This is a genomic window from Curtobacterium sp. SORGH_AS_0776, assembly GCF_031453355.1.
Lineage (GTDB): Bacteria > Actinomycetota > Actinomycetes > Actinomycetales > Microbacteriaceae > Curtobacterium.
The window spans coordinates 3,014,608-3,036,755 of the sequence record NZ_JAVIYU010000001.1 but is presented as its reverse complement, the minus strand read 5'-3'; the positions used below and the strand labels follow the sequence as shown (position 1 = coordinate 3,036,755).

At 71.5% G+C, this 22,148-nt stretch carries 28 protein-coding genes and 1 pseudogene; 15 read left to right on the top strand and 14 right to left on the bottom strand.

The features are described 5' to 3' along the window. Position 1: 1 nt before the first annotated feature. Genes QE359_RS14885 through QE359_RS14875 form a run of 3 tightly spaced genes read right to left on the bottom strand, consistent with a single transcriptional unit; the run spans position 2 to position 2,300 of the window. Positions 2-886 (bottom strand): biotin-dependent carboxyltransferase family protein, encoded by an 885-nt coding sequence (locus QE359_RS14885; protein WP_309779777.1) that lies wholly within the window; start codon positions 884-886, stop codon positions 2-4. After that, positions 883-1,536, bottom strand: coding sequence for an allophanate hydrolase subunit 1 (locus tag QE359_RS14880; protein ID WP_309779776.1), 654 nt, complete (start codon positions 1,534-1,536; stop codon positions 883-885). The genes QE359_RS14885 and QE359_RS14880 overlap by 4 nt, the downstream gene beginning before the upstream one ends. Beyond that, positions 1,533-2,300: a 5-oxoprolinase subunit PxpA gene (locus QE359_RS14875; protein ID WP_309779774.1), complete on the bottom strand. Its 768-nt coding sequence runs from the start codon at positions 2,298-2,300 to the stop codon at positions 1,533-1,535. The genes QE359_RS14880 and QE359_RS14875 overlap by 4 nt, the downstream gene beginning before the upstream one ends. Positions 2,301-2,339: 39 nt before the next feature. Between QE359_RS14875 and QE359_RS14870 the strand changes: the two genes are divergently transcribed. The 4 genes from QE359_RS14870 (at position 2,340) to QE359_RS14855 (ending at position 4,913) form a co-directional block, all read left to right on the top strand. Beyond that, complete coding sequence (locus tag QE359_RS14870) at positions 2,340-2,774, top strand: HIT family protein (RefSeq protein ID WP_309779773.1); 435 nt, start codon at positions 2,340-2,342, stop codon at positions 2,772-2,774. A 31-nt stretch (positions 2,775-2,805) separates the two neighbouring features. Continuing rightward, entirely contained in the window at positions 2,806-3,105 is a 300-nt protein-coding gene (locus tag QE359_RS14865) for a hypothetical protein (RefSeq protein WP_229085629.1), read from the top strand. Positions 3,106-3,107: 2 nt separating this feature from the next. Beyond that, entirely contained in the window at positions 3,108-4,130 is a 1,023-nt protein-coding gene (locus tag QE359_RS14860; RefSeq protein ID WP_309779772.1) for an LD-carboxypeptidase, read from the top strand. Between the two features lie 252 nt (positions 4,131-4,382). Next, on the top strand, positions 4,383-4,913 hold the full coding sequence (locus QE359_RS14855; protein ID WP_309779771.1) for a glyoxalase superfamily protein: 531 nt from the start codon (positions 4,383-4,385) through the stop codon (positions 4,911-4,913). A gap of 41 nt (positions 4,914-4,954) precedes the next feature. On the opposite strand, the gene QE359_RS14850 is transcribed toward QE359_RS14855, so the two are convergent. After that, entirely contained in the window at positions 4,955-5,830 is an 876-nt protein-coding gene (locus QE359_RS14850; protein WP_309779770.1) for a LysR substrate-binding domain-containing protein, read from the bottom strand. Positions 5,831-5,867: 37 nt separating this feature from the next. On the opposite strand from QE359_RS14850, the pseudogene QE359_RS19145 reads away from it, so the two are divergent. Further along, positions 5,868-6,660, top strand: a pseudogene (locus QE359_RS19145) (SDR family oxidoreductase). On the opposite strand, the gene QE359_RS14835 reads toward QE359_RS19145, so the two are convergent. Next, positions 6,614-7,333 carry a GNAT family N-acetyltransferase gene (locus QE359_RS14835; RefSeq protein ID WP_309779768.1) on the bottom strand — a complete coding sequence of 240 codons (720 nt, stop codon included), beginning with the start codon at positions 7,331-7,333 and terminating at the stop codon, positions 6,614-6,616. The pseudogene QE359_RS19145 and the gene QE359_RS14835 sit on opposite strands and share 47 nt — an antisense overlap. Before the next feature lie 67 nt (positions 7,334-7,400). Between QE359_RS14835 and QE359_RS14830 the strand changes: the two genes are divergently transcribed. Further along, on the top strand, positions 7,401-7,838 hold the full coding sequence (locus QE359_RS14830) for a GNAT family N-acetyltransferase (protein ID WP_309779767.1): 438 nt from the start codon (positions 7,401-7,403) through the stop codon (positions 7,836-7,838). A 53-nt stretch (positions 7,839-7,891) separates the two neighbouring features. Further along, positions 7,892-8,077: a hypothetical protein gene (locus tag QE359_RS14825; RefSeq protein ID WP_309779766.1), complete on the top strand. Its 186-nt coding sequence runs from the start codon at positions 7,892-7,894 to the stop codon at positions 8,075-8,077. 53 nt (positions 8,078-8,130) lie between these two features. Here the strand turns inward: QE359_RS14825 and QE359_RS14820 are convergent, their stop codons facing one another. After that, the gene (locus QE359_RS14820; protein WP_309779765.1) at positions 8,131-8,352 is read right to left on the bottom strand and encodes a hypothetical protein; all 222 of its coding nucleotides are present in this window, start codon (positions 8,350-8,352) and stop codon (positions 8,131-8,133) included. Positions 8,353-8,817: 465 nt separating this feature from the next. Here QE359_RS14820 and QE359_RS14815 point away from each other — a divergent pair, with 465 nt between their 5' ends. Together QE359_RS14815 and QE359_RS14810 are read left to right on the top strand one after the other, a co-directional pair. Continuing rightward, positions 8,818-9,042 (top strand): cold shock domain-containing protein, encoded by a 225-nt coding sequence (locus QE359_RS14815; RefSeq protein ID WP_309779764.1) that lies wholly within the window; start codon positions 8,818-8,820, stop codon positions 9,040-9,042. A gap of 119 nt (positions 9,043-9,161) precedes the next feature. Continuing rightward, the gene (locus QE359_RS14810) at positions 9,162-10,244 is read left to right on the top strand and encodes a hypothetical protein (protein ID WP_309779763.1); all 1,083 of its coding nucleotides are present in this window, start codon (positions 9,162-9,164) and stop codon (positions 10,242-10,244) included. Positions 10,245-10,303: 59 nt separating this feature from the next. Here the strand turns inward: QE359_RS14810 and QE359_RS14805 are convergent, their stop codons facing one another. Next, the gene (locus QE359_RS14805; protein ID WP_175473673.1) at positions 10,304-10,732 is read right to left on the bottom strand and encodes a hypothetical protein; all 429 of its coding nucleotides are present in this window, start codon (positions 10,730-10,732) and stop codon (positions 10,304-10,306) included. Positions 10,733-10,877: 145 nt separating this feature from the next. Here QE359_RS14805 and QE359_RS14800 point away from each other — a divergent pair, with 145 nt between their 5' ends. Together QE359_RS14800 and QE359_RS14795 are read left to right on the top strand one after the other, a co-directional pair. After that, complete coding sequence (locus tag QE359_RS14800; RefSeq protein ID WP_309779762.1) at positions 10,878-11,300, top strand: hypothetical protein; 423 nt, start codon at positions 10,878-10,880, stop codon at positions 11,298-11,300. Position 11,301: 1 nt separating this feature from the next. Next, positions 11,302-11,739, top strand: a complete 438-nt coding sequence (locus QE359_RS14795) for a hypothetical protein (protein WP_309779761.1) — start codon at positions 11,302-11,304, stop codon at positions 11,737-11,739. A gap of 8 nt (positions 11,740-11,747) precedes the next feature. On the opposite strand, the gene QE359_RS14790 is transcribed toward QE359_RS14795, so the two are convergent. The 3 genes from QE359_RS14790 to QE359_RS14780 all read right to left on the bottom strand — a co-directional run bounded on the left by QE359_RS14790 (position 11,748) and on the right by QE359_RS14780 (position 14,066). Continuing rightward, complete coding sequence (locus tag QE359_RS14790; RefSeq protein ID WP_309779760.1) at positions 11,748-12,293, bottom strand: cysteine hydrolase family protein; 546 nt, start codon at positions 12,291-12,293, stop codon at positions 11,748-11,750. Between the two features lie 114 nt (positions 12,294-12,407). Further along, complete coding sequence (locus tag QE359_RS14785) at positions 12,408-12,986, bottom strand: hypothetical protein (protein WP_309779758.1); 579 nt, start codon at positions 12,984-12,986, stop codon at positions 12,408-12,410. A gap of 909 nt (positions 12,987-13,895) precedes the next feature. Beyond that, complete coding sequence (locus QE359_RS14780) at positions 13,896-14,066, bottom strand: hypothetical protein (protein WP_175473671.1); 171 nt, start codon at positions 14,064-14,066, stop codon at positions 13,896-13,898. A 455-nt stretch (positions 14,067-14,521) separates the two neighbouring features. On the opposite strand from QE359_RS14780, the gene QE359_RS14775 reads away from it, so the two are divergent. Genes QE359_RS14775 through QE359_RS14765 form a run of 3 tightly spaced genes read left to right on the top strand, consistent with a single transcriptional unit; the run spans position 14,522 to position 16,373 of the window. Further along, a complete protein-coding gene (locus QE359_RS14775; RefSeq protein WP_309779757.1) occupies positions 14,522-14,827 on the top strand; it encodes an EthD family reductase in 306 nt (101 codons plus the stop codon). Next, complete coding sequence (locus QE359_RS14770) at positions 14,824-15,723, top strand: NmrA family NAD(P)-binding protein (protein ID WP_309779756.1); 900 nt, start codon at positions 14,824-14,826, stop codon at positions 15,721-15,723. The genes QE359_RS14775 and QE359_RS14770 overlap by 4 nt, the downstream gene beginning before the upstream one ends. A 41-nt stretch (positions 15,724-15,764) precedes the next feature. Beyond that, positions 15,765-16,373, top strand: coding sequence for a dihydrofolate reductase family protein (locus QE359_RS14765; RefSeq protein WP_309779755.1), 609 nt, complete (start codon positions 15,765-15,767; stop codon positions 16,371-16,373). 59 nt (positions 16,374-16,432) lie between these two features. Here QE359_RS14765 and QE359_RS14760 read toward each other — a convergent pair whose 3' ends face one another. From QE359_RS14760 to QE359_RS14745, 4 genes are all read right to left on the bottom strand, one after another. Further along, positions 16,433-17,104 (bottom strand): response regulator transcription factor, encoded by a 672-nt coding sequence (locus QE359_RS14760; protein ID WP_309779754.1) that lies wholly within the window; start codon positions 17,102-17,104, stop codon positions 16,433-16,435. Next, the gene (locus QE359_RS14755; RefSeq protein ID WP_309779753.1) at positions 17,101-18,507 is read right to left on the bottom strand and encodes a histidine kinase; all 1,407 of its coding nucleotides are present in this window, start codon (positions 18,505-18,507) and stop codon (positions 17,101-17,103) included. The genes QE359_RS14760 and QE359_RS14755 overlap by 4 nt, the downstream gene beginning before the upstream one ends. Continuing rightward, a complete protein-coding gene (locus tag QE359_RS14750) occupies positions 18,494-19,462 on the bottom strand; it encodes a CPBP family intramembrane glutamic endopeptidase (protein WP_309779751.1) in 969 nt (322 codons plus the stop codon). The genes QE359_RS14755 and QE359_RS14750 overlap by 14 nt, the downstream gene beginning before the upstream one ends. Before the next feature lie 152 nt (positions 19,463-19,614). After that, positions 19,615-20,400, bottom strand: coding sequence for a glycoside hydrolase family 16 protein (locus tag QE359_RS14745; protein WP_309779750.1), 786 nt, complete (start codon positions 20,398-20,400; stop codon positions 19,615-19,617). Positions 20,401-20,680: 280 nt separating this feature from the next. On the opposite strand from QE359_RS14745, the gene QE359_RS14740 reads away from it, so the two are divergent. After that, the gene (locus QE359_RS14740) at positions 20,681-22,126 is read left to right on the top strand and encodes an amidase (RefSeq protein WP_309779749.1); all 1,446 of its coding nucleotides are present in this window, start codon (positions 20,681-20,683) and stop codon (positions 22,124-22,126) included. Positions 22,127-22,148 lie beyond the last annotated feature (22 nt).

Sequence of the window (22,148 nt, the reverse complement as noted above, 5' to 3'; positions counted from 1 at the left end):
GTCAGTCGAGGACGCGGAAGCGGACCGCGTCGCCCGGTCGGAGCTGGGCGGCGCGGTCGACCGACGCGGGGGTGAGCACCGTGACGACGGGGTAGCCGCCCGTGACGGGGTGGTCGGCGAGGAACAGGACGGGGTGCCCCGCCGGCGGGACCTGCAGCGACCCGGTCTCGACGCCCTCGCTCGGCAGCTCACGGGTCACGGCGCGGACGAGTGGCCGGGCAGCGGTGGTCCGTACGCCGACCCGGTCACTGTCGGGGGTGACGTGGTGGACCTGGCCGGCCAGGACCGTCCGCCAGTCCGGGGTGAACCAGTCGTCGCGGGGTCCGGCGGTGACGTCGAGCACGACCGCCTCGCCCGGTGGTGACCAACGCGGCGGGGCGACGGCGTCGACGAGTGGCCAGGCACCCGCGGCGTCCCCGATCGGCAGGACGTCCCCGATCGTGACGGGAGGCGGACCGAGGCGCGCGAGGGAGTCCCACGAGCGGCTGCCGAGCACGGGTTGGACGGCGAGGCCTCCGCGGACCGCGAGGTACGTGCGGAGCCCCGCGGTGGCCGTCCCGACCCGGAGCACGTCACCGGGTGCGAGCGTGACGACCTCGAAGCAGGCCGCGCCGCGGACCCGGCCGTCCGCGGACTCGACCGTCACCGGGCAGGGTGCGCCGGTCAGGGACGCGACCACGTGCTCGTCCGAGCGGAGCGTGACGGAGCCGAGCAGCGCCTCCAGGACCGCCGCGTCGGGACGGTTGCCGACCAGCCGGTTGGCGAGTGCGGCGGCCCCGCGGTCGGCGGCACCCGCGGCGCCGAGGCCCGTGTCGCTGAACCGGGGCCGGCCGAGGTCCTGCGTCGACGTGCCGGGGCCCACCTGCAGGACGGTGAGGGTGCTCATGCGCGGCCGGCGTCGACGAACCGGATCCGGGTGTCGGCCGGCGCGAGCGCGGGCGGGTCGCGGTCGAGCGACCACATCGCCACGTCGGTGCGGCCGATGAGCTGCCAGCCGCCGGGCGACGCGCGCGGGTAGACGGCGCTGAACTCGCCGGCGAGGGCGACGCTACCGGCGGGCACGGACCTGCGGGCGCTGGTGCGTCGGGGCAGGTCGAGCGACGGGGCGGAGCCGGTGAGGTAGCTGAAGCCGGGTGCGAAGCCGCAGAACGCGCTCGTCCAGGTCTGGCCGGTGTGCCAGGCGACGAGCTGGTCGGCTGTGGTGCCGACCAGTGCGGCGACGGTGTCGAGGTCCTCGCCGTCGTAGGTGACGGGGATCGTGGTCACCTCGGGGACGTCGGCCCGGGTGGGCACGACGGGTTCGACGGCCTGGAGGCGCGGTGCGAGTCGCGTGGGATCGGTGCGTTCCGGGTCGAAGCGGACGAGCAGCGTGCGGGCTCCGGACACGAGTTCGGTCACGCCCGGCACGCGTTCGGCCTCGAGTCCGGCGCGGAACGCGGTGACCTCGGCGAGCGTGCCGAAGGTCACGAGCACCGCACGGGTCCCCGCGCGACGCACGTCGAGGGCGGGTCCGCCCTGCTCGGCCGGCGCGCTCACGGTGCGGGGGCGAACGGGGTGGTCGCGACCCCGTGCCGGTCGAGGAGCGCGCGGATCGCCCGGGCCATCGCGACGGCGTCGGGGGAGTCGCCGTGCACGCACACCGAGTCCGACCGGACCGGGACGACCGAGCCGTCCACCGCGGTCACGGTGCCGTCGGTGACCATCCGGAGGACCCGGTCGGCGACCGCTGTCGGGTCGTGCAGGACGGCGCCCGGACGGCTGCGCGGGACGAGGGACCCGTCGGGTTCGTACGCCCGGTCGGCGAAGACCTCGGACACGGCGCGGAGCCCGTGGGCGGTCGCTGCGCGGAGGAGCTCCGAGTCCGGCAGCGCGAGGACCGCGAGGGACGGGTCCACGTCGGCCGTGGCACGGACGACGACCTCGGCCTGGACCGGGTCGGCGCACGCGGTGTTGTACAGGGCGCCGTGGGGCTTCACGTACGTCACCGCGGTGCCGGCGACCCGGGCCGTGGCGAGCAGGGCGCCGAGCTGGTGGACGAGGTCGGCGTAGAGCGCCTCGGGTGCGACCTCGACCGCGCGACGACCGAACCCGACGAGGTCGCGGTAGGCGACGTGCGCCCCGACCGCGACGCCCCGCTCGGCGGCGAGGCGGCAGGTGTCGAGCATGATCGCGGGGTCGCCGGCGTGGAACCCGCAGGCGATGTTCGCCGAGGAGACGACGTCGAGCATCGCCCGGTCGTCGCCCATCGTCCAGGCGCCGAAGCCCTCGCCGAGGTCGCTGTTGAGGTCGATGGTCGTCACGCTGCCAACCTACATTCGGCCCATCGCTACGCTCAGCGCATGACGGCGGACCACTCGTGCGACTTCTGCGCCGCCCTCGCGGCCGATTCCTTCGAGGTCGTCGTCCGCGGCGACCTCGTCGTCGCGGTCCTCGACCGGCACCCGATCAACCCGGGGCACCTGCTCGTGCTGCCGCTCCGGCACGCGACCGACCTCGCCGCGCTCGACACCCGCGAGGTCACCGAGCTCGCCCTCGTCGCCCAGCGCGCCGACCGTGCACTGCGCGAGGTGCTCGGCGCGGCCGTCGAGGGGACGAACCTGGTGATGTCGAACGGCTCCGTGGCCGACCAGGGCGTCCCCCACGCACACCTGCACGTCATCCCGCGCGCCTCCGGGGACGGGTACGAGTTCCGCGAGGATACGAGCCGGTACCCGGTGGCGCCGCTCGACCCCGCCGACCGCGCGGCGATCGCGGCGCACATGCGCGACGGCTGAGTCGCGCGCGGCGGCCCCGTATCCTGCGACGGTGGAAACGACACAGCCGTCCGGCACGACCAAGCGTCGCGTGGAACTCGAGATCACCCGCCCGATGCTCACCTGGTTCGCCCGACCGACCGTGACGATCGACGGCGTCGGGCACCCGGCGCAGTGGGGGACCGGCACGTGGGCGGTCCCGGACGACGGCGGCACGGAGATCGGCGTCTACCTCTACAACCGCGTGTGGCGCTTCGGCGCAGCCACCAGGACCGTGACCGCGACCGACGTGTCGCTCGTGTACCGCGCCGGACCGCTGCCGGTCGGCGCCGGTCGGATGGCCCCCGCCTGAGCATGGCCGGCATCACCTACCCGAGGCCCCTCGTCGCCGGCGGGCGCGTCGAGGTCCCCGCGCCGTCGATGGGCGTCCCCGAGCACCTGCACGGCCGACTGCAGGACGGTGCGGACGCCCTGACGGCTCGCGGACTCAGCGTGCACGTGCGGCCGCACGCCACCACCCCGGGGCTCGTCCCGGCCAGCGTCACCGAACGCGTCGCCGACCTGCACGACGCGTTCCGGAGCGCCGACGTCGTCCTCCCGCCGTGGGGTGGTGAGCTCGCGATCGAACTCGTCGGGTCGGTCGACTGGCACGCCCTCGCCGCCTCGCGCGCCTGGTTCGCCGGCTGGTCGGACATCTCGACCCTGCTCCTCCCGCTCACGACGATGACGGGCCTCGCGACCCTGCACGGTGCGAACCTGATGGACGAGCCGTACGAGGTCCCCGCCGAGTTCGCCCGCTGGACCGACGTCGCAGCGCTCCCACCGGGCGGCACGGTCGAGCAGCGCAGTGCCCCGCGTCGTCGCAGCCGCCCGTGGGGCGCCTGGGCCGACGAGGTCCTCGACCGCGACGGCGCCTACGACACCCCGACCCGCTGGCGCGCCCTCGACGGCGCGCCCCAGGTCGCGATCCGCGGACGCCTCATCGGCGGGTGCCTCGAGACCGTGTCACTGCTCGCCGGAACCCCCTACGGCGACGTCCCCGGCTTCGCCCGGCGGGACGCGCCGGAGGGCACGATCGTGTACCTCGAGGTCGCGGAGTCGAACGCGGTCACCGCGTTGCGGATGCTCACGTCGCTGCGGCTCGCCGGCTGGTTCGACGACGCGAACGGCGTCCTCATCGGGCGCACCGAGGGAGCGGCGGTTCCCCAGCTGGACCAGGACGAGGCCGTCCGGCACGCACTCGGCGACCTCGGCATCCCCGTGGTGCTCGACTTCGACACCGGCCACCAGCCGCCGCAGATGCCGCTGGTGAACGGCGCGCTCGCCGACGTCGTGCTCGACGGACCGGTCGGCAGCATCACCCAGCGCTTGGTCTGACGGACGGGAGGCGCGGTGCGGGCACGACCCGCGCCTCCCGTCCGTCGGTGCGCACGCCGACCGGACGACCGGAGCGCCGTGCGCTCCGCGACCCTCGACCGGTAGCACGCCCGGAGGTAGGCTGACGTCGGCTCCGGTGGCCAGCCCCTGCATCCGGTGAACACCGACGAACGATCCTCTTCCGGTCGATCTCGATCCTTCCGCGATCCCTGGCAACGCAGGAACCAGGCCCCATCGCGCGATTGGAACATCGTGATCACGATCGAAGAAGCCAAGCGACTCGCCCGCGAGCTCAGCACCGGTACTGACATCCCGTACTCGAAGGTGCTCGAAGCAGCCGCCCACGCAGCAGGCCTCCGTGACTGGAACACCCTGGCCGCGTTGCACCACCGGCAGGACTCGGAGAAGCGCAGCACGCCGAGGGTCATCCCGGTGCTGCGCGTGTTCGACCACGCGGTCGCCCGGGACTTCTACTGCGACTACCTCGGGTTCGAGTGGGAATGGCAACACCGGTTCGAACCTGACCTCCCCGTGTACGCGCAGGTGTCGCTCGACGGCAAGGTGCTGCACCTGACCGAGCACCACGGTGACGCCACACCGGGAGGGGCCGTCATGCTCGTCGTGGACGACGTCGCCGCCTACCGGGACGTCCTGCTCGCGCAGCGGCATCCGCGATCCCGGCCCGGCCTCGACTCCAACGACTGGGGACGGACGATGCTCGTCATCGACCCGTTCGGCAACCGGCTCCAGTTCTGGGAACCGAACGCGTCGTCGCGGAGCTGACCTGTCCAGACGGCGGATGATCGCCGACCGGATCGTGACACTCAGCGTGGAGTGGCGACGGCCTGCGCGGCATCCACGAACGCCGTGATGCGCTCCGAGGTACGGCTCGCTTCCCAGGCGAGGTGCACCGCGGTCGGTGCCAGGTCGGTGACCGCACGGAAGGTCACGTCCGGGCGGCGGTAGAACCGTGCCGTGGAGAGCGGCAGGATCGCGATGCCGGCACCTCCGGCGACGAGTTCCAGCTTCTCTTCGACGGTTCGCGACTTGCGTGCGGCAGAACCCTGCAGCGCAGCTCGAACGGGCTGAGCGGCGGACCATTCGGGCACAGCAGCCGGGTCCTGCAAGAGCACCTCGGATCCGAGGTCCTCCATCGTCACGTGGTCGTCGCTGGTCAGGGGGTGACCGGTTGGCAGCATCACGACCCTCGATTCCTCGTGGAGGACCACCGTCCGGACCCCCGCACCGTCGAAGGGTTCACGGAGGTAGCTGACGTCTGCGCGGCCGTCGTGCAGCACGGCGACCTGTTCCTCCCACCCGGTGCGCATCACCCTGACCTCGACGGACGGCGCCCCGCGTCGGAAGCCCCGCACTGCGTCGGTGACCGTCAGTCCGGGCATGAAGCCCACCGTGAAGACGTCCTGACCGCGCGCCGCGATCGCGACTCGTCGGCGCACCGCAGCGGCTGACGCGAGAAGCGAGCGCGCTTCGGCGAGGAGGACTCGTCCGTTGTCGGTGAGTTCGGTACCGCGGGTGTCGCGGACGAAGAGCTGCATGCCGAGTTCCTGCTCGAGGGCGCGGATCTGCCGTGACAGCACCGGCTGCGCGATGCGGAGTCGTTCCGCGGCGCGTCCGAAGCTCAACGTGTCCGCGACCGCAGCGAAGTACCGCAACTTGCGGAGATCGAGATCGGCGTTCACGCGCCCATCATGACTCATACCCGTCGGGTGTCAGCAGGTGTGGAAGAGGTCTTGGACGAGCTGGTGCTCGAGCGCACACACTCGATCCCGTTCGATCGAAAGGAACACCTTGTCCCTCACCAATCAGCGCGTCGTCATCATCGGCGGCACATCGGGAATCGGCCTCGCCACGGCTCACGCTGCCGTGGACGTCGGCGCCGAGGTCGTCATCGCCTCGCGCCGCCAGTCCAGCGTCGACGCCGCCCTCGGCGAGCTCACCGCTTCCACCACCGGCCGGGCACTCGATGTGCTCGACGCCGACCACGTCGCGTCGTTCTTCGAAGCCATCGGCGAGTTCGACCACCTCGTCTACACCGCCGGTGAACCCCTCACCCTGATGCCCGTCGACGGCCTCGACCTCGACCAGGCGCGCGGGTTCTTCCAGGTGCGCTACTTCGGTGCGCTCAACGCGGTCAGCAAGGCCGCGCCGCACGTCCGGCCGGGGGGGATCGATCACCCTGACCTCCGGGTCAGCGCGCACCCGATCGGGCGCCGGGTGGGCGGTCGCGTCGAGCCTGTGCGGAGCGATGACGAGTCTCGCCGGCGCTCTGGCCGTCGAGCTGGCGCCGACTCGGGTCAACGTCGTCGAGCCCGGCATCATCCGGAGCCCGCTCTGGGCGGGGATGACCGCCGACGAGCAGCAGGCCATGTTCGACCAACAGGCCCAGACACTCCCCGTCGGCCGCGTGGGCGAGGTGAGCGACGTCGCGCAGGCGTTCCTGTACGCGATGACGCAGCCCTTCGTCACGGGAACCTCGATCCCCGTCGACGGCGGCGCGCTCCTCGTCTGAACGAGGTAGCCGGCGGCTGGTCTGACGGACGGGAGGCGCGGTGCGGGCCCGACCCGCGCCTCCCGTTCGACGGTGCGCACGTCACTACCGAGGGCGCGGCTCGAGCGTCACCCACTCCTCGTCGCGGACGTAGCCGAGGGCGGCGTTCGCCGCGCGCGATCGCGGTGTTCTCGGCGGAACCGCCGGTGCGGAAGCGGGTGGTGCCCGCGTCCGCCAACGCGAGCACCGACGCAGCCTTGACCGCCTGTCCGAGCCCGCGGCCGCGCAGGCCGGGGTGCACGACCGTGAAGTGGGTCTCCGCGTGGGGCCCGTCCGTGTCGACGAACGTCATCGCGACGAGTTCGCCGTCCGGCGTGACCGTTCCGAACGCGGGCCGTGCCGGTGAGGGGGTCGCTGCAGCGCGGTCGAGCGGCTCGTGCTGGGTCGCGACGCCGCCGGGGTAGTCGTGGGCCGTCAGCGCGTCGAGCCGCAGGACCGCGTCGACGTCGTCGGGACCGAGCGGCCGCGTCGTCCCGATGTCGGCGGTGCGGTCCACGAGCGCCTGCAGCCGCTGCCGGTCGATCCGGTCGGCGTCGAGCTGCGCGCCGAACGAACGCGCTGTGACCCGCCACCCCTGCGCTTCGAGTTCTGCGACCTCGGGCGCGTCCGCTGGCAACACTCTCGTTTCCCCCACGGCTCCGATCCTCGCACGGCCGCTCCGGGAGCGGTCGGTCGGACGCCCGTCCGCGATGACGCCCCTGGTGCAGCCGACTCCCTCGTGGGAGCTCGGGACGATGGACCACGAGGACGTGACCCTGACCTGGCGCTCGAGCATCGGCGACGAGGAGCTCGTGGACCTCACCGCGGCGCACGGAGGGACGCCCGAGCCCGGTTGGTGGGATCGGGTCCGCCCGCACTCGCTCGGCAGGGTCGCGGCGCGGGACACGCACGGGGCCCTGGTCGGCTTCGTGAACGTCGCGTGGGACGGTGCGGACCACGCGTTCCTCATCGACACGAAGACGCATCCGTCTCGTCAGCACCAGGGCCTCGGGACCGCGGTCGTCCGCTTCGCGGTGGAAGCGGTCCGCGCTGCCGGCTGCGAGTGGTTGTTCGTCGACTACGGCGAGGACATGGTGCCGTTCTACGAGGGGGACTGCGGCTTCCTCCCGACGCGAGCTGGACTCGTGCACCTGCGCTGATCCGGTGTCTCGGTCGTCTTGTGGAGTGCTCGTGGTGGACGTGGTGGGGCGTCATGGTCATCGCGCTGGCGGGGCTCGGGCTGATCGGGCGCGCGGCTGTGATCGCCAGTCGCAGAGATCGGATCGGCCGGGCGAGGGCGGAGCGTGGGACCAGTGCTCCGTGGTTCTGGTCCGGGATCGGCGTGCTGATCGTCGCGGGCCTCCTGCTGATCCCGTGGGTCATCGCACTCGACAGCTGACTGCTTGGACGACGGACCTGGCTCGGTGGAAGCTCCTCCGAAGAGGCGCGCCTTCAACCACGAAGGATGTGCACGAGCAGCGTCACTGCCGCCACCACACCGCCGAGCACGAAACCGCACCCGATGAACCTCGCCGACTCCGGGGTGAACTGACCTCCCCAGAACTCGCCTTGCACTTTCCGAGAGAACCGTGCGATCGGCTCGGGGAAGGTGAGCAGGACACTGCCCCAAGCAAGGCAGACCACGGCCGCCAGCCCGATCCAGAGAGCACCCACCAGGCCAACGCTACCCGCCTAGTCGTCGCGCAAGCGGATCGGTCGTCGAAAGGGCTGGAGTCAGCTGCTCGGCGGACCGCTACCGCTCGCCCGTGCGGCGAGCACGGAGCACGACGACGATCACGACGACCGCCAGTTCGCACAGATGCCCGCCGACAGGACCCAGAACGACTGCTCGCTGAGTGGCTGTAGGCTCCACGCGAGCCCGTCCAAGGCGCATCTACCCGGTACGGGTGCGTCCTGCCCGCAGCACGGCGAGGGTGGCTGCCCGTTCGAGCCGGGCCGGGTCCGTAGGCCTCACTTCGCTGCGGGCGATGTCGGAGGTCACCAACAGCGTGGTCCCCGACCCGCGCGCCAGCAGATGGGGCAGCGATTGGTCGCCGACAGGCGTGGACGGCCTCGACCGATGATCCCGCTGTGGTTGACCTTCACCAGCTGGTTGCCTCCACGCGGTACGTTGCGGTCGTGCAGGTCGTCGAAGGCGTTTGTGTTCGGTGGAGTGACGACGACGGCTGGGGCGCCCTCCGTTCGGAAGCGCTCGAGTCTGACGTCTTCGTGCACTTCTCCGTCCTGGATGGTCCCGGCTTCCTCTCGCTGCGGCCCGGCCAGGCCGTGCGGTTCGAGGTGGAGCCCTACCCTGCCGGACAGGACGGGTACTTCTTCCGAGCGCACAGCGTCACGGGCATCTGATCACTGACCGATGGTCGAAGGGACGGCCGTGGGTGGACCGAGCGGCCCCCGGTTCACGGTGCTGTGCGGACGGTCGAGCGCCGCTAGTGTTCGGGGACATCGACGTGAGGGAGGCGCGCATGGCGAGCACGGATGTGGTGACGGGCACGATCGACCCACGGTGGGCGAAGGTCCGTCCACTGGTGTTCCGGACGATCATCGGTGCCGTCGTCGCTGCCGGCCTGGTCGGCATCGTCGCGGTGCTCCTCGGGGACTTCGGCCGGGTCGCGGTGCAACTCCTGCTGACCGTCGTCGTGGTCGTCGTCTTCGCGCTCCTGTCCTGGTACGACGCCGACGTGTCGTCGCGGCGGTCCGGGAGGTTCGCGTTCGCGAGCATCGTCGTCTCGCTGTACTTGCTCGTGACCGGCTTGGCCAAGGTCTGGATCGTGCCGGTCGACTCCCTCGGAGGGGACGGGATCTGGCTCGTCGGCGAACGGTTCATGCAGTGGATCGGCATCGTGTTCGTCGCACGCTTCGCGCTGCTGCACGTGCACCTGCTCCTCGTCATCCACCGGCGGTACCCGACCCCGCTGCTGCAGCTCGTCGCGAAGGCGACCGTCGGGGTGATCGCGCTCCTCGCCCTGCTGCTGTCGGTGCCCCTCCTCGCTCCCGACCTCGACCTCGCCAGCGGGTACTGGCGACTGGTGTGGGTCGTGGTCATCCTCGACCTGCTCGGAACCGTCGTCGTGCCGCTGAGCAACGCGCTGTTCCGACCGCGTGACCACGACCGCGGGGGCCAGGGTGGGTCCTCCGCGCCGTCCGCAGCCGTGTGGCCACGACCGTCCTCGACGCCGGACGGTGCGGCCTCCACCACGCCACCGGTGGTGGAGCCCACGGCGACGTCAGGCTCGGAGCGGCACGCTGCAGCCGTTCCGCCCGTCGGCGAGTGGACGAGCGTGCCCGGACCTGCCGTCCCTCCAGCGGCATCCGGGCGGCTCGTCGACCACGAGGTGCCTCCGGCTGAGGCGGCCCGGTCGGCCCGAGCGGACGGCGCTTCGAAGACCCATGAAACGGCGCTGACGGTCACGGGCAGCGACGGTCTGCTCTACGAACGTCGACCGGATGGTGCCCGCGCGCTCGCGTGGCCGCGCTACGTCGACGGGACGCCGGTGCCGGCGGCGCCGGACGGCTCCCCGGACTTCAGCGGCGTCGCTCGCCCCTGACCCGCCGGCTCGACACCAGGCGGCGAGAGGCTCTCGGTGGAGCGCGAGCAGCCGACGGGTCAGACCTCTCCGAGCACCTTGCGCCAGACGGCCGTCAGCGTGGCGTACTCGTCGTCCGAGACGAGGTCGCGTACCCCGCTCGCGAGCACCGCGGATCGGACTGCCTCCTCGGCGCCCGCACGATCCCGGAGGTGCGCCTCCGAGTGTCGCACCGCGCGTCCAGCCTCCTGCGCGGCCTCGATCTCCTCGACGCGTCCCGCTGCGCCAGCGGCCTCGAGCGCGTGCTGCCAAGCGGCCACGAGGTCGGCGTTCGTGACCATCCGCCCGTCAGCGCCTCCCTGGATCGCGAGGGAGGCACTCGGTTCCGGCAGCAGGATCGCCTCGTCGGCTTTCCACGCGATGTCGAGCGACTCTGCCTCGTCGGCGGTGATCTGCCCGGCTCGGTCGATCATTGCCTGCAGTCCGGCATCGCTGATGTCGTTCGTCACGGTGTCCTCTCCGACCGCCGCGCTCGCGTGGTCCGATCCATCTTGCTGGCCGTCCCCGTCTCGCGCTCAGCCGCCACCCAGAGGAGTGCGGGCGGACGACCGGTCGGCCCGCAGCTGCGGGCTCCATCCGCATCACAATGGGAGGGTGGACACCAACATGGTCGACAACGCCTGGCTCAACGCGGTGGTGCGGAGCATCGGTGGAACGCCCACACGTCTCGAACCGCTCCCGGGCGGCACGGTCAACCACACGTTCCGCCTCGAACGCGCAGGAGGCAACCCCGTCGTTCTCCGGTACCCGGTCGATCCGCTCCGTGCCGATGAGTTCCCAGTCGAGGCCTGGGCGGCGGACGCGGCCGCCCGAACGGGCATCGCCACCGCGGAACCCCTCGCTCACGGAGTGGAGGGTGGGGTCCCCTTCTCGTTGTCGATCTACGTCGCACCTGACGACCGCGCGGTCCTGCGGCCGTGGTCATGGCTCGGCGTCTACGCCCGCACGGTCGGCAGGGTGCCCCTGCACGACGCCCCGCTGTCCCTCTACTCCCGGTTCGGGCCCCGGGCCGGATGACGTGCTCTTCGAAGACGGCGCCTACGAGCAACGAGCAGTCGTCGATCCCATGTTCGCCCACCTGGCCAGCGGGACCTACGAACACGGCCTGGCACACGGCGACCTCGCGCCCCGCGACCTCATCCCCCGCGGCCCGGAGGCCCCGCCGGTCCTGATCGACTGGGGCGGAGCCGAGGCCGGACCAACGCCTTGGACCGACGCTCGGCGGGTCTTCGAGTGGTGCTTCATCGACGAATCGGTCGATCGGCAGGACTACGACGACTTCGGGGAAGCCGCCGGTCTCGGCTCGGACCGGGCGCGGGATGAACTCGCGATGATGACCGCTCTGCATCTCGTCGACGTCACCCGCTGGGCGCTCGACAACCGTGCGGATCTGTGCGCCGGGTACGTCCAGCGCTGCCACGACGGCCTCGGTGTAATCCAGGAGCTCATCCGGTAGCCGATCCGTCAGGGACCGGGCGCGAATTCCACTCGGTCGTGTCGCTCGGCGGCGTAGTGCCGGCCGGGGTACCTGAGCCCGCCGAAGTACATGTTCGTGTGGGCGATGATCTGCTCCCCACTGATGCGGACACCGTCGTGCTCTGCGTCCGTCGTCGTGTGTGCATCGGACACCAGCGTCACGTCGAAGCCACGCGCGGCCGCGGCCTGGGTCGTCGTCCGGATGCAGTGGTCGCTCTGCGCACCCGCGACGACGAGATGCCGCACGCCCAAGCGATCCAGGACCTCGTCGAGGTCCGTGTCCGAGAACGAGTCCCGGTACTCCTTCTTCACCAGTGGCTCGTTCGATCGCCGCTCCAGCGGCGCCGCCAGTTGCCAGTCTGTGGACCCCTCCGCGAAGTCGTCGTGATCCTGCACCCACACGACAGGAACATCGCTTGCTCGGGCACGATCAACGAGTCGGGCAGTCCGCGCGAGCACACCCTCCGCGTCGAAACAGTCCCTCATCACGCCCTGCTGCAGATCGATGACAAGAAGCGCACTCATGGTCGGCATGACCAGCATCCTGTCACCCATGTGCGATCCGGATGACGGGTCGGACAAGCGTGGGGCCCTGAGCAAGGTCTCGACATCTGCTCCGCAACCGGTCGCCGCCACAGGCGCGTGGCTTCAGTACTCGAGCCGGGGCCACTCCTGCAGTCGCGCGAAGCGCGGGCGCGGAGGTATCGACTCGTCGTCGTCCAAGATGCGGAGCTCGGTGATCACCGTGACCTGATCCACTCCGTACGAGCGGTAGGCGACTCCGTCACGTTCGTCGATGACAAGCGTCGTGCGTTGTGCGGGGTCGAGCTCGTGCTCGAACGTGAAGAGCAGCCAATGACCCCTGACGCGCTGGACGAGCACCGGGGCGTAGCTCGCGGGTGAGCCCCAGAGGAGGAGCAACTCAGGGGTGAGCAGGCGGACGGGAGAGGCAACCGTGCCGCTGCGAGCGAAGCTGACTTCCGAAGAACCGTCAACGGTGTGGATGACGCCGTCCTCGTAGCGGTCGCGGTGCGCATACCCCTGCTGGTCGAACGTCCAGCTCTTGTTGCGCTCGTCGACGAGGGCTTGGAACTGCGAGGGGCGTTCGCGCCCGTCGCGTCGCGTGGTCACGCCTCGCGCCAGTCGACGTCCCGGGAGCCGGAGCGCAGCAACCTCAGCTCGGACGGTGGGGACGTCCGCCTCGGTCAGTACGGTATCGAGACGCACCCGACCAGTGTGGCCGATCCTCGTGGCTCTGACCACAGAGGGGCACGTAAGCCGATCCGCTACCGGCCACCTCCGGATAGCTTCACCAACACGACGACTCTTGGGCGATCAGGTCGACGCCTCCCGCTGTGGACGTTGGTGCTCGGAGGGGTCGTTCTCCTGGGTGTCGCTGCGCTCCTGTTGTTCCGCGTCGACTCGATGATCGTGTTCCTGGCGATCTCTCCACTCACGATCAGTGGGCTGTACACGCTTGACTACGCTGGCGGCGAGTGGCGACAGCGAAGCGACGAACGGGACGTTCGATAGCCGATCGTTCAACGAGACGTCGGTGCCCCCGTTCCACGGGTCCATGACCGGTCCTCTCTGTCGGACCCGCGCTGCCGATGGCAAAGCGTTAGTTGCTCACAAGCTGTACAACGAGCGAGGTCGCCGCGAGAGCGAGGACGATCCCGAACACGACCCAGGTCCCCGGAGTGATGGGCTTCCGCGGTTTTCCCTCAACTCGATCACGAGCGGCATTGCCCCATCGAGTGGCGCGCACGACGATGAGCGCGAAACAAACCACCACCGCCAGGATCCCGAGAGCAACCGTCATTGGGCGACATTCGCGGTCGTTGCGACGCACGCGCGAGAAAGTCGTGTTTGACGCTGAGTCATCGGAGACAATGCAAGCTTCGATCGGGGCACCGTTCTTACGCTACCGAGCAAGGCCGGGAGCAGTCGCGCACATCGCGCCCCGTTAGCCGATCCTCTCCCGCACGCGTGTTCGGTAGGCGGGGCGGGGCGGGGCGTTCTGATGATGAGTGTCACGCTGAATTGCGCTGCTCCGACCAGATCCGCATTCGTAGAACGCTGCGCTGTGGAGAAACGAGAGCCCCAGCACCGATGGATGTTGCGGCTCTCGTTGTCTCACCGGCGTGCTGACGTCTGCCGCTTGTGTCGAGCGATCAGGGCGTCCCCGGCGATGAGGGCGAGTGCCGAGGCGGCTCCGAGGATGGCGAGCAACCACCAACTGATGTCGGCGAGGAAACCGATCAAGCCGAGGATGATGATCGGGATCGGGATGAACTTCAGCAACATCGGTTGCACCTCAACTGCAGTTGTTCCGGGCGGTCTTCACGAAGGCCGTGCGTCGAAGTGCGTATGTTCTTGTATTCACGTTCGATCCCCTCATCGGTATGACGCGGTGCGCCGGTCGGAGCCTGACAGCTGCGCGAGAGCCCGCGCATCCACCGAGAGGGGGAGGTGCTCCACCGGTCGGCCAGCCCGCGGTCCGCCTGGGCAGGTGGGCGTCTGACACTCGCCGCGTCCAGCCACAGGCCTGCGAGCACGTCTCGCCAGCCGATCGGCCACCGAGGCGGGCGGCCGAGGGCTCGCTGGGGCCAGCCGTACCGCACGAGTCGGCGTCGCATCGCGGACCGGAACATCCGAGAACCACCCGCTGACCAGTCGAACGCGACGGAGACGCGTGCGCGCGCAGCGACGAGATCCGACCCCTCCGGACGGCGACAGCGACGAGGGAGAACACTGGCCCCATGACGACCAAGATCACCCTCATCATCGACAACCCGACCGACCCCGCCGCCTTCGAGCAGGCGTACCCCGCACTCGAGGAAGCAGCCGGCGCCCTGCCGCAGCTCCGCCGCCTCGAGGCCGGGAAGGTCTGGCCGAAGGAGGACGGCACGCCCACCCCGGCGCACCGGACGCTCGACCTGTACTTCGACTCCTACGACGACGCCTCGGCAGCCGTCGCCGGCGAGGAAGCGGGCACGTTCTTCGGCCAGCTCGGCGCCACCGGAGCGACCTTCACCGGGCTCTTCTCCGACGTCGAGAAGGCGTGACCACCACCGTCCTCGTCGCCGGCGCGACCGGTGACCTCGGCGGACGCATCGTCCGGGCACTCCGTCGGCACGACACCCACGTCCGCGTCCTGACCCGCCCAGGGTCCACGGCGACTGCGCCGACCGAAGGCGACGACCACGTCGAGATCGTCCGCGCCGACTACGACGACCACGCAGCGCTGACCTCGGCGCTCGCCGGGGCCGAGGTCGTGGTGTCCGCGGTCAGCGGCACGCGCTCGGTGATCGTCGACGCGCAGCGCGCGCTGCTCCGGGCAGCGGTGGACGCCGGCGTCGAACGGTTCATCCCGTCCGACTACGCCGCCGACTACCGGTCCATCACCCCGGGGACGAACCGGAACTTCGAGCTGCGCCGCGAGTTCGCCGCCGACCTCGACGCCGCACGCATCCGGGCGACCTCGGTGCTGAACGGCGCGTTCACCGACATGCTCACCGGGCAGGCGCCGCTCATCCTGTTCGACCGACAGCGGGTGCTCTACTGGTCCTCGGCCGACCAGGTGCTCGACTTCACCACGAAGGACGACGTCGCCCGCACCACCGCCCTCGTCGCGCTCGACCCGGGTGCACCGCGCTTCGTCGAAGTCGCGGGGGACCGGGTGACCTCGCGGAGCATCGCCGACACGATGTCCCGGCTCACCGGCACCCCCTTCCGACTGCAGTGGGCGGGAACCGCGTCGACGCTCTCGGCGATGGCCCGGGTGGGACGACGCCTGTCGAAGGCCGGCGACGACGAGCCGTTTCCGGCGTGGCAGGGCATGCAGTACTTCGTCAGCATGTTCAGCGGCGAGGCCACGCTGCGCCACGTCGACGACGAGCGGTACGGTGCAGAGGGCTGGACGACGGTGCGGGACGTGCTCGCAGAACACGTCCGAGCCTGAACCCACGACCGAGCCGGAGCCCTCGAACGGAAGCGCACCTGATGACCGACACCACCTGCCACATGTCGATCTCCCTCGACGGCTTCGTCGCCGGGCCCGACCAGCGCCTCGACCAACCCCTCGGACGCCGGGGCGGGGAGCTCCACACCTGGCACATGCCCGGCGCCGACGTCGGCGAGGCGGACCGCACGGCAGCGGGCTGGCTCATGCGCCCCCGCGGCGCGTACGTGATGGGCCAGAACATGTTCGGGCCGCCCAGCACCGAGCGGCCCGACGACTGGACGGGCTGGTGGGGCGACGAACCGCCGTACCACGCACCCGTCTTCGTGCTCTCGCACACGGCCCACGACCCGATCGAGCTCGACGGCGGCACGACCTTCCACTTCGTCACCGACGGCTTCGACGCCGCCTACGCCCGCGCGGTCGAGGCGGCCGGAGACGCCGGGGTCGACATCGCCGGCGGCGCCTCGACGGTCCGCCAGGCGCTCGCCGCCGGGGTCGTCGACGAACTCACGCTCGACGTCGCGCCGGTGCTGCTCGGCTCCGGAGAGCGGATCTTCGAGGACGGCGCCGAGTCGTTCGATTTCGAGCCCGTCGAGGTCCTGCACTCGCCGCTGACGACCCACATCCGGTACCGCCGCCGCGCCTGACCATCGGCGCAGAACACGGCCACGAGCACGAACAGACGTACGAGCACGCGCCGAGACCGTCAGGACCCGTCCGGCACCGTCACGATCCGGTTCTGGTACGCCCACACCACGGCCTGCAGCCGCGACCGCACCCCGAGCTTCGGCAGCATCCGGGCGAGGTGCGACTTCACCGTGGAGACCTCGACGACGAGCGCGGCGGCGATCTCCTCGTTCGACATCCCCTGGGCGAGCAGCAGGAGCACGTCCCGCTCGCGTGCCGTGAGGACCTCGTCGGCCCGGTCGCCCGACACCGGCTGCAGACTTCGCCGCGCGACGAACTCGCGCAGCACACGACGGGTGAGCGCCTGGTCGATGGTGCCGTTCCCGGCGGCGACCTGCCGCACGGCCCCGACGATCACGTCGGGCTCGGCGTCCTTCAGGAGGAAGCCCGACGCACCCGCCTCGAGCGCGCCGAACACGAGGTCGTCGAGGTCGAACGTGGTGAGCACGAGCACCGGGACCGAAGGGTCGGCCCCGGGGGCGCAGAGTTCGCGCGTGACCTCGATGCCGTTCCGCACCGGCATCCGGATGTCGAGGCACGCGACGTCGGGCCGGGTGGTCCGGGCGAGTGCGAGGGCCTCGCCACCGTCGGCGGCGACCCCGACGACCTCGATGTCGGGCTCTGCGGACAGCAGGGCGGAGACACCGGCGCGGACCAGCGGCTGGTCGTCCGCCACCAGCACGCGGATCACCCGGCCACCTCCGGCGCGTCGGCCGACGTGTCGGCGGCGGGTCGCGCCTCCCGAGCCGTCACCAGCTCGACCGTCCAGCCACCGTCACCGGTGGGTCCGACCTGGAGGCGCGCCCCGACCAGTTCTGCCCGCTCGCGCATGCCGCGCAGTCCGTTCCCACCCGACGGCGAGCTGCCGACAGATGGTGCGGTGGGCACCCCGTTCTCGACGCGGACCGTCAGGTGGTCGGGATCGCGGTCGTCGACGGTCACCCGGCACGGTGCGCCGGCGGCGTGGAGCGCGACGTTGGCGAGGGCCTCCTGGACGGTGCGGTAGGCGACGAGCTGGGTGAGCGGACCGATGCCGTCCGCCAGCGGGTGATCGCCCGGCTGCACGGTGAGCTCGACCGCGCTGCGCGTGCGGGCGGCCTCGACGAGGTCGACGATGCCGGCGACGGTCTCGACCACGGTCTCGGCGGGGGTGTCGTCGCGGAGGAGTCCGACGAGGCGGCGGAGGTCCTCGAGGACGGCCGTGCTCTGCTCGCGCACCTGCCGGACACCCTCGTGCGCGCCGTCCGGGTCGGTGTCGATCTGCCGGTCGACGACGGCCGACATCAGGGCGATCCCGGACAGGTGGTGGGCCGCGATGTCGTGCAGCTCGCGGGCCATCGCGGCGCGTTCGCGGGAGACGGCCGCCTCGACGCGGGCGTCCTGCTCCCGGGCGAGGGCCGCCGCTTCGGCCGTCCGGGCGTCGGCTGCCGCGGTGCGGGCGTCGGCTGCTGCGGTGCGGGCGTCCGACTCGGCCCGACGTGCGGCACGGAGCTCGCGGCGGGACCGGACGATGAGCGTCACCACGAGGGGGAGTCCCACTGCACCGACGGCCTGCAGCACGCCCTGCCCGGCCGACGCGCCGAGCCCGGACACGACGCCGCTCCGCATCGCGCCGGAGCCGTGGGCCCACGTGATCCCCGTGCCGACCGCCACGAGCACCGCCGATCCCGCGACGGCCGGCCAGAGGCGGGGGAGCGGGACCCGGAGCGTGGCGAGCACGACCGCCACGACGACGGGCAGTGCGGTGAGGCCGAACGCGGCACTCGTCGACACGAGGGCCAGGAGGATCGGCAGCGCACCGACGGCGAGGAGCACGGAGCGGGGTGCTCGGCGGGCGCCGAGCAGCAGGGCCGACTGGGCGACCAGGGTGATCGCGAGGAGGGTCCACGCTGTCCCGCCGACATCGGGGAACCCGGGGCCCGCTCCCATCGTGCCGGCGGTGTCCGGGTCCATGGCGTCGAGTGGCGGCAGGCCGAGCAGGAGTCCGAGCGTGACCACGGCGGTACCGGCGGCGACGAGCAGGTCGGTCCAGCGGCGTCGTCGGGTGGGCACGCCGCGTGCGTCGCGTCGGTCGGGCGCGTCAGCGGGTGCCATCGTTCGATCCTACGAGTCGGGGCGTGCCGACGGTGCGGCCGCTGCCGCCGCGTCCGCCGCCGGTGTAGCCGAGCCGCCCCCGTGTCACCACGAGCAGGACGAGGGCCGCGACGGTGGACACGATCGCGAGGCCGTGCATCATCGTGCCGGCGGTCATCCCCGGGTACATGTCGGCCCACAGTGTCGAGATGGTGTTGTTGACGCCGACGTGCAGGAGGAGGGCGACCGGCAGGCTCTCGCCGGTGCGGTTGAACACCCACGTCATCACGACGTTGAAGGTGATGGTGAACAGGGCGAACACGACCGGCTCCGTCCAGTGCGCGTCCGGCCACCCGCCCCAGTCGCTGAGGTAGAGCGGCATGTGCCAGAGCGCCCACAGCGGACCGAGCACGGCGGCGGCGCCCAGCGGGCCGAACCGCTCCTGCAGTCGAGGCAGGGCGAAGTCGCGCCAGCCGGGCTCCTCGGACAGCCCGGTGGAGAAGAGCTGCACCACGAGGCCGGGAACGAGGGCGAGCAGCGCGAGCGCACTCGGCGCCTGCACCTGGCCGCCGGCGAAGGGCAGCCCGGTGGCGACGATGATCGCGGGCACGCCGACGAGGGCGAGGGCGTACCAGTACCAGGCGACCCGCCAGCGCCAGAGCCGACCGACCCAGCGGCGGAGTCCGGGGCGGCCGTCGGCGATCGCCGTCACGAGGAAGGCACCGCCGAGGGGGCCGAGCAACGCTCCCGGCAGGACGCCGGTGAACTGCGCCGTGCCGAGGAACTCGGGGAAGTGGAGGTCCCAGACGCCGAGGCCGTGCGGCGACAGGATGTAGGGGATCCACGCCAGCCAGCTGAGGCCGAGGGCGAGGGTGGCGAAGGAGGCCAGCGGGTGCCGCGTGGTGACCCCGCGGACCCCGGTCCGACGGGCGGTGCCGGTGCGGGCGGTGTGCCGGTCTTCGGTGGTGATCGTCATGGCATCGACGCTACGAACGGGGCGTCCGACGGACGACCGGCGAAGGGACGCACTCCGCGGGGTTCCTCCGAAGGATGCAAGGACGTGGACGCGAGGACCACGGACTGGAGGCGCGGTGCCAGCTGGCACCGCGCCTCCAGTCCTTCACTCGGTCAGTCCCAGATCGAGACCCAGTCGATGTCGACGTGTCCGCTCGCGGACGCCGGCACGGAGCCGCCGATGGCGGTCTCCGCCTGCAGCGTGACCCGCATCGGGTCCGTCGGGACCGCCTTGCGGGTGACCGACACGAGCGAGTTGTTCCAGTAGAACCGGACCACGCCGTGGTCCCACTCGGTGGTCGCCACGTGGTAGCCGCTGCTCTGGGCCGACTTGGTCGGCTTCTGCACGCTGCCGTCGAACGACATCATCCCGTTCCGCATCGATCCCGGGATCGCCGACGCGGGTCGAGCCGTGCTGCCGAGGTCACCCTCGGGCCAGTCGATCTCGCCCTTGTTCCAGTCGTCGTCCGTCGGCCACAGCATCCCGACGAACTTGTAGCCCGGGGTGTCCGTCGTCTTGTAGCGGATGGACACCCGACCCGTGGTGTGTGCGCGGTAGTCGTCCGGCAGCACCGTGGCGACGAGTGGCTGCCCGTTCTCCGAGTGCACCCAGAAGTCGAGCTTGCCGTCCTTGACGCTCAGCACCTTGTCCGGTGCGTAGAGCCCGCGACCACTCGTGTCGCGGTAGCCGTCGTAGGCCCCGAGGCCCGGGTACTTGCTGAGGACGCTGCCGCGTGGTGCAGCGGTGGAGAAGTCCTCGGCGTACGTCTGCTTCCACGTCCGACCGTTCGACACCACCGTGCCCGTGGGCATCTTGGTCAGCGAGGTGGTCGCCGCTTCGGACGCGCTCGGTTGCTGCGCGAGTCCGATGACGACGGCACCGGCCGCGACGAGTGCCATCCCTGCGGCGACTCGCCTCCTGGTGCGGGTCCTGGTCGTGTGGTTCGTTTCCCTGTTGTCCATGTCCTTCTTCCGGGTGTCCCTGATCACCGTCTGCTCGCGTCCTCCTGCGGGTCGTGAGCGACGCGGAACCGTACCCCGTGCTCGCTGCCCGCCCGCCGAGGAGTCCCCAGGGAAATCGGATGAGCAATGCTCTGGGACAGCCGCGGATCGGCCCCCCGAACGGGGGACGCGTCACTGAGTGGATGTTCAGGATTCTGGTCGCACCTAGGCTGAGGCGGTGTTCGAACTCCACCACCTCGCCGCGCAGGAACTCTGGGACTGGATCCGACGCGGTGAGGCGACCGCGCTCGAGGTGACCGACCACTACCTGGCGAGGATCTCCCGGCTCGATCCCGGTCTCGGCGCCTTCGTGACGGTGACGGCGGACGCCGCACGCGACCGAGCCGAGCACCTCGGCCACCGGGTGCCGACGTCGCGGCCGCTGTGGGGCCTCCCGTCCGCCGACAAGGACCTGTACGACCGCGCCGGCGTCGCCACGCGGAACGGAACCACGAGTCTGCCCGACCGCCCCGCGGCAGCCGACCACCCGCTCGTCGCGGCGCTCGACGCCGCCGGTGCGGTGAGCCTCGGGAAGACGGCGTCGCCCGAGTTCGGGATGTCCTCGTCGTCGGAGACCCGGTTCGGCGTGACCCGGAACCCGTACGACACGAGCCGCGCGCCCGGGGGATCGTCGAGCGGTGCGGCGGTCGCGGTCGCGGCCGGACTCCTCCCGGGCGCGGTGGGGTCGGACGGTGGGGGCTCCGTGCGGATCCCGGCGGCGGCGACCGGGTTGGTGGGGCTGAAGCCGAGCCGTGGTCGTGTGCCGTCGATGCCCGGACGCTCGGGCGTCGGCGGGCTGTCGGTCGCGGGGCCGATCACGCGGAACGTCGCGGACGCGGGCATGCTGCTCGACGCGCTCGTGTCGCCGACCGGGCTCCCGGAGCCGCACCCGTACGCGCTGGTCACGCCCGACGTCGGCGAGGGGCCGTTCACCGCCGCGGCCGTCCGCGGTGAGGGGCGCTTCGTCATCGGGCTGCTCGAGGGCTCCCCGTGGGACGACACCGTCGACGTGGCGGTCGACCCCGCGGCACGCGCCGCCGTCGAGACCGCCGTCCGGGTGCTCGGCGAGGTCGGGCACGGCGTCGAGGACGTCCGGATGCCCCGGGCGCCGTACGCCGACGCGTTCCGGGTGGCGTGGGAGTCGAGCGCCGCCCGGCTGCCGATGGTCCCCGGGATCGACCTGTCCGGGCTGACGCCGCTGGTGTCGTGGCTCGTCGACCGCGGCCGCGCGCTGACCGGCACGCAGGTGCTCGACGCGATGACGGCGCTCGACACCTTCTCGGCGGCGCTCATCGGGGCGTTCGACCGGTTCGACGCCGTCCTCACGCCGACCCTCGCGCTCACGCCGCGGCCGCTCGGCTGGTACGGGTCCGACCCGGAGGAGGACTTCCGCCGCCAGTGCGCCTACTCGCCGTGGACGTCGATGGCGAACGTGGCCGGGCTGCCGGCGATCACACTGCCGGTCGGTGTGACGGACGAGGAGCACCCGGACGGTGCGGGACTGCCGATGGGCGTGCAGCTCATCGGGCGTCCCGGTGGCGAACGGGTGCTCCTGGCGATCGGCGCGCAGCTCGAGCGACGGCTCCGGTGGCAGCGGCGGCACCCGGCGGCCTGGACCGCCTGACCGGGCGCTCGGTTTCGGAGCC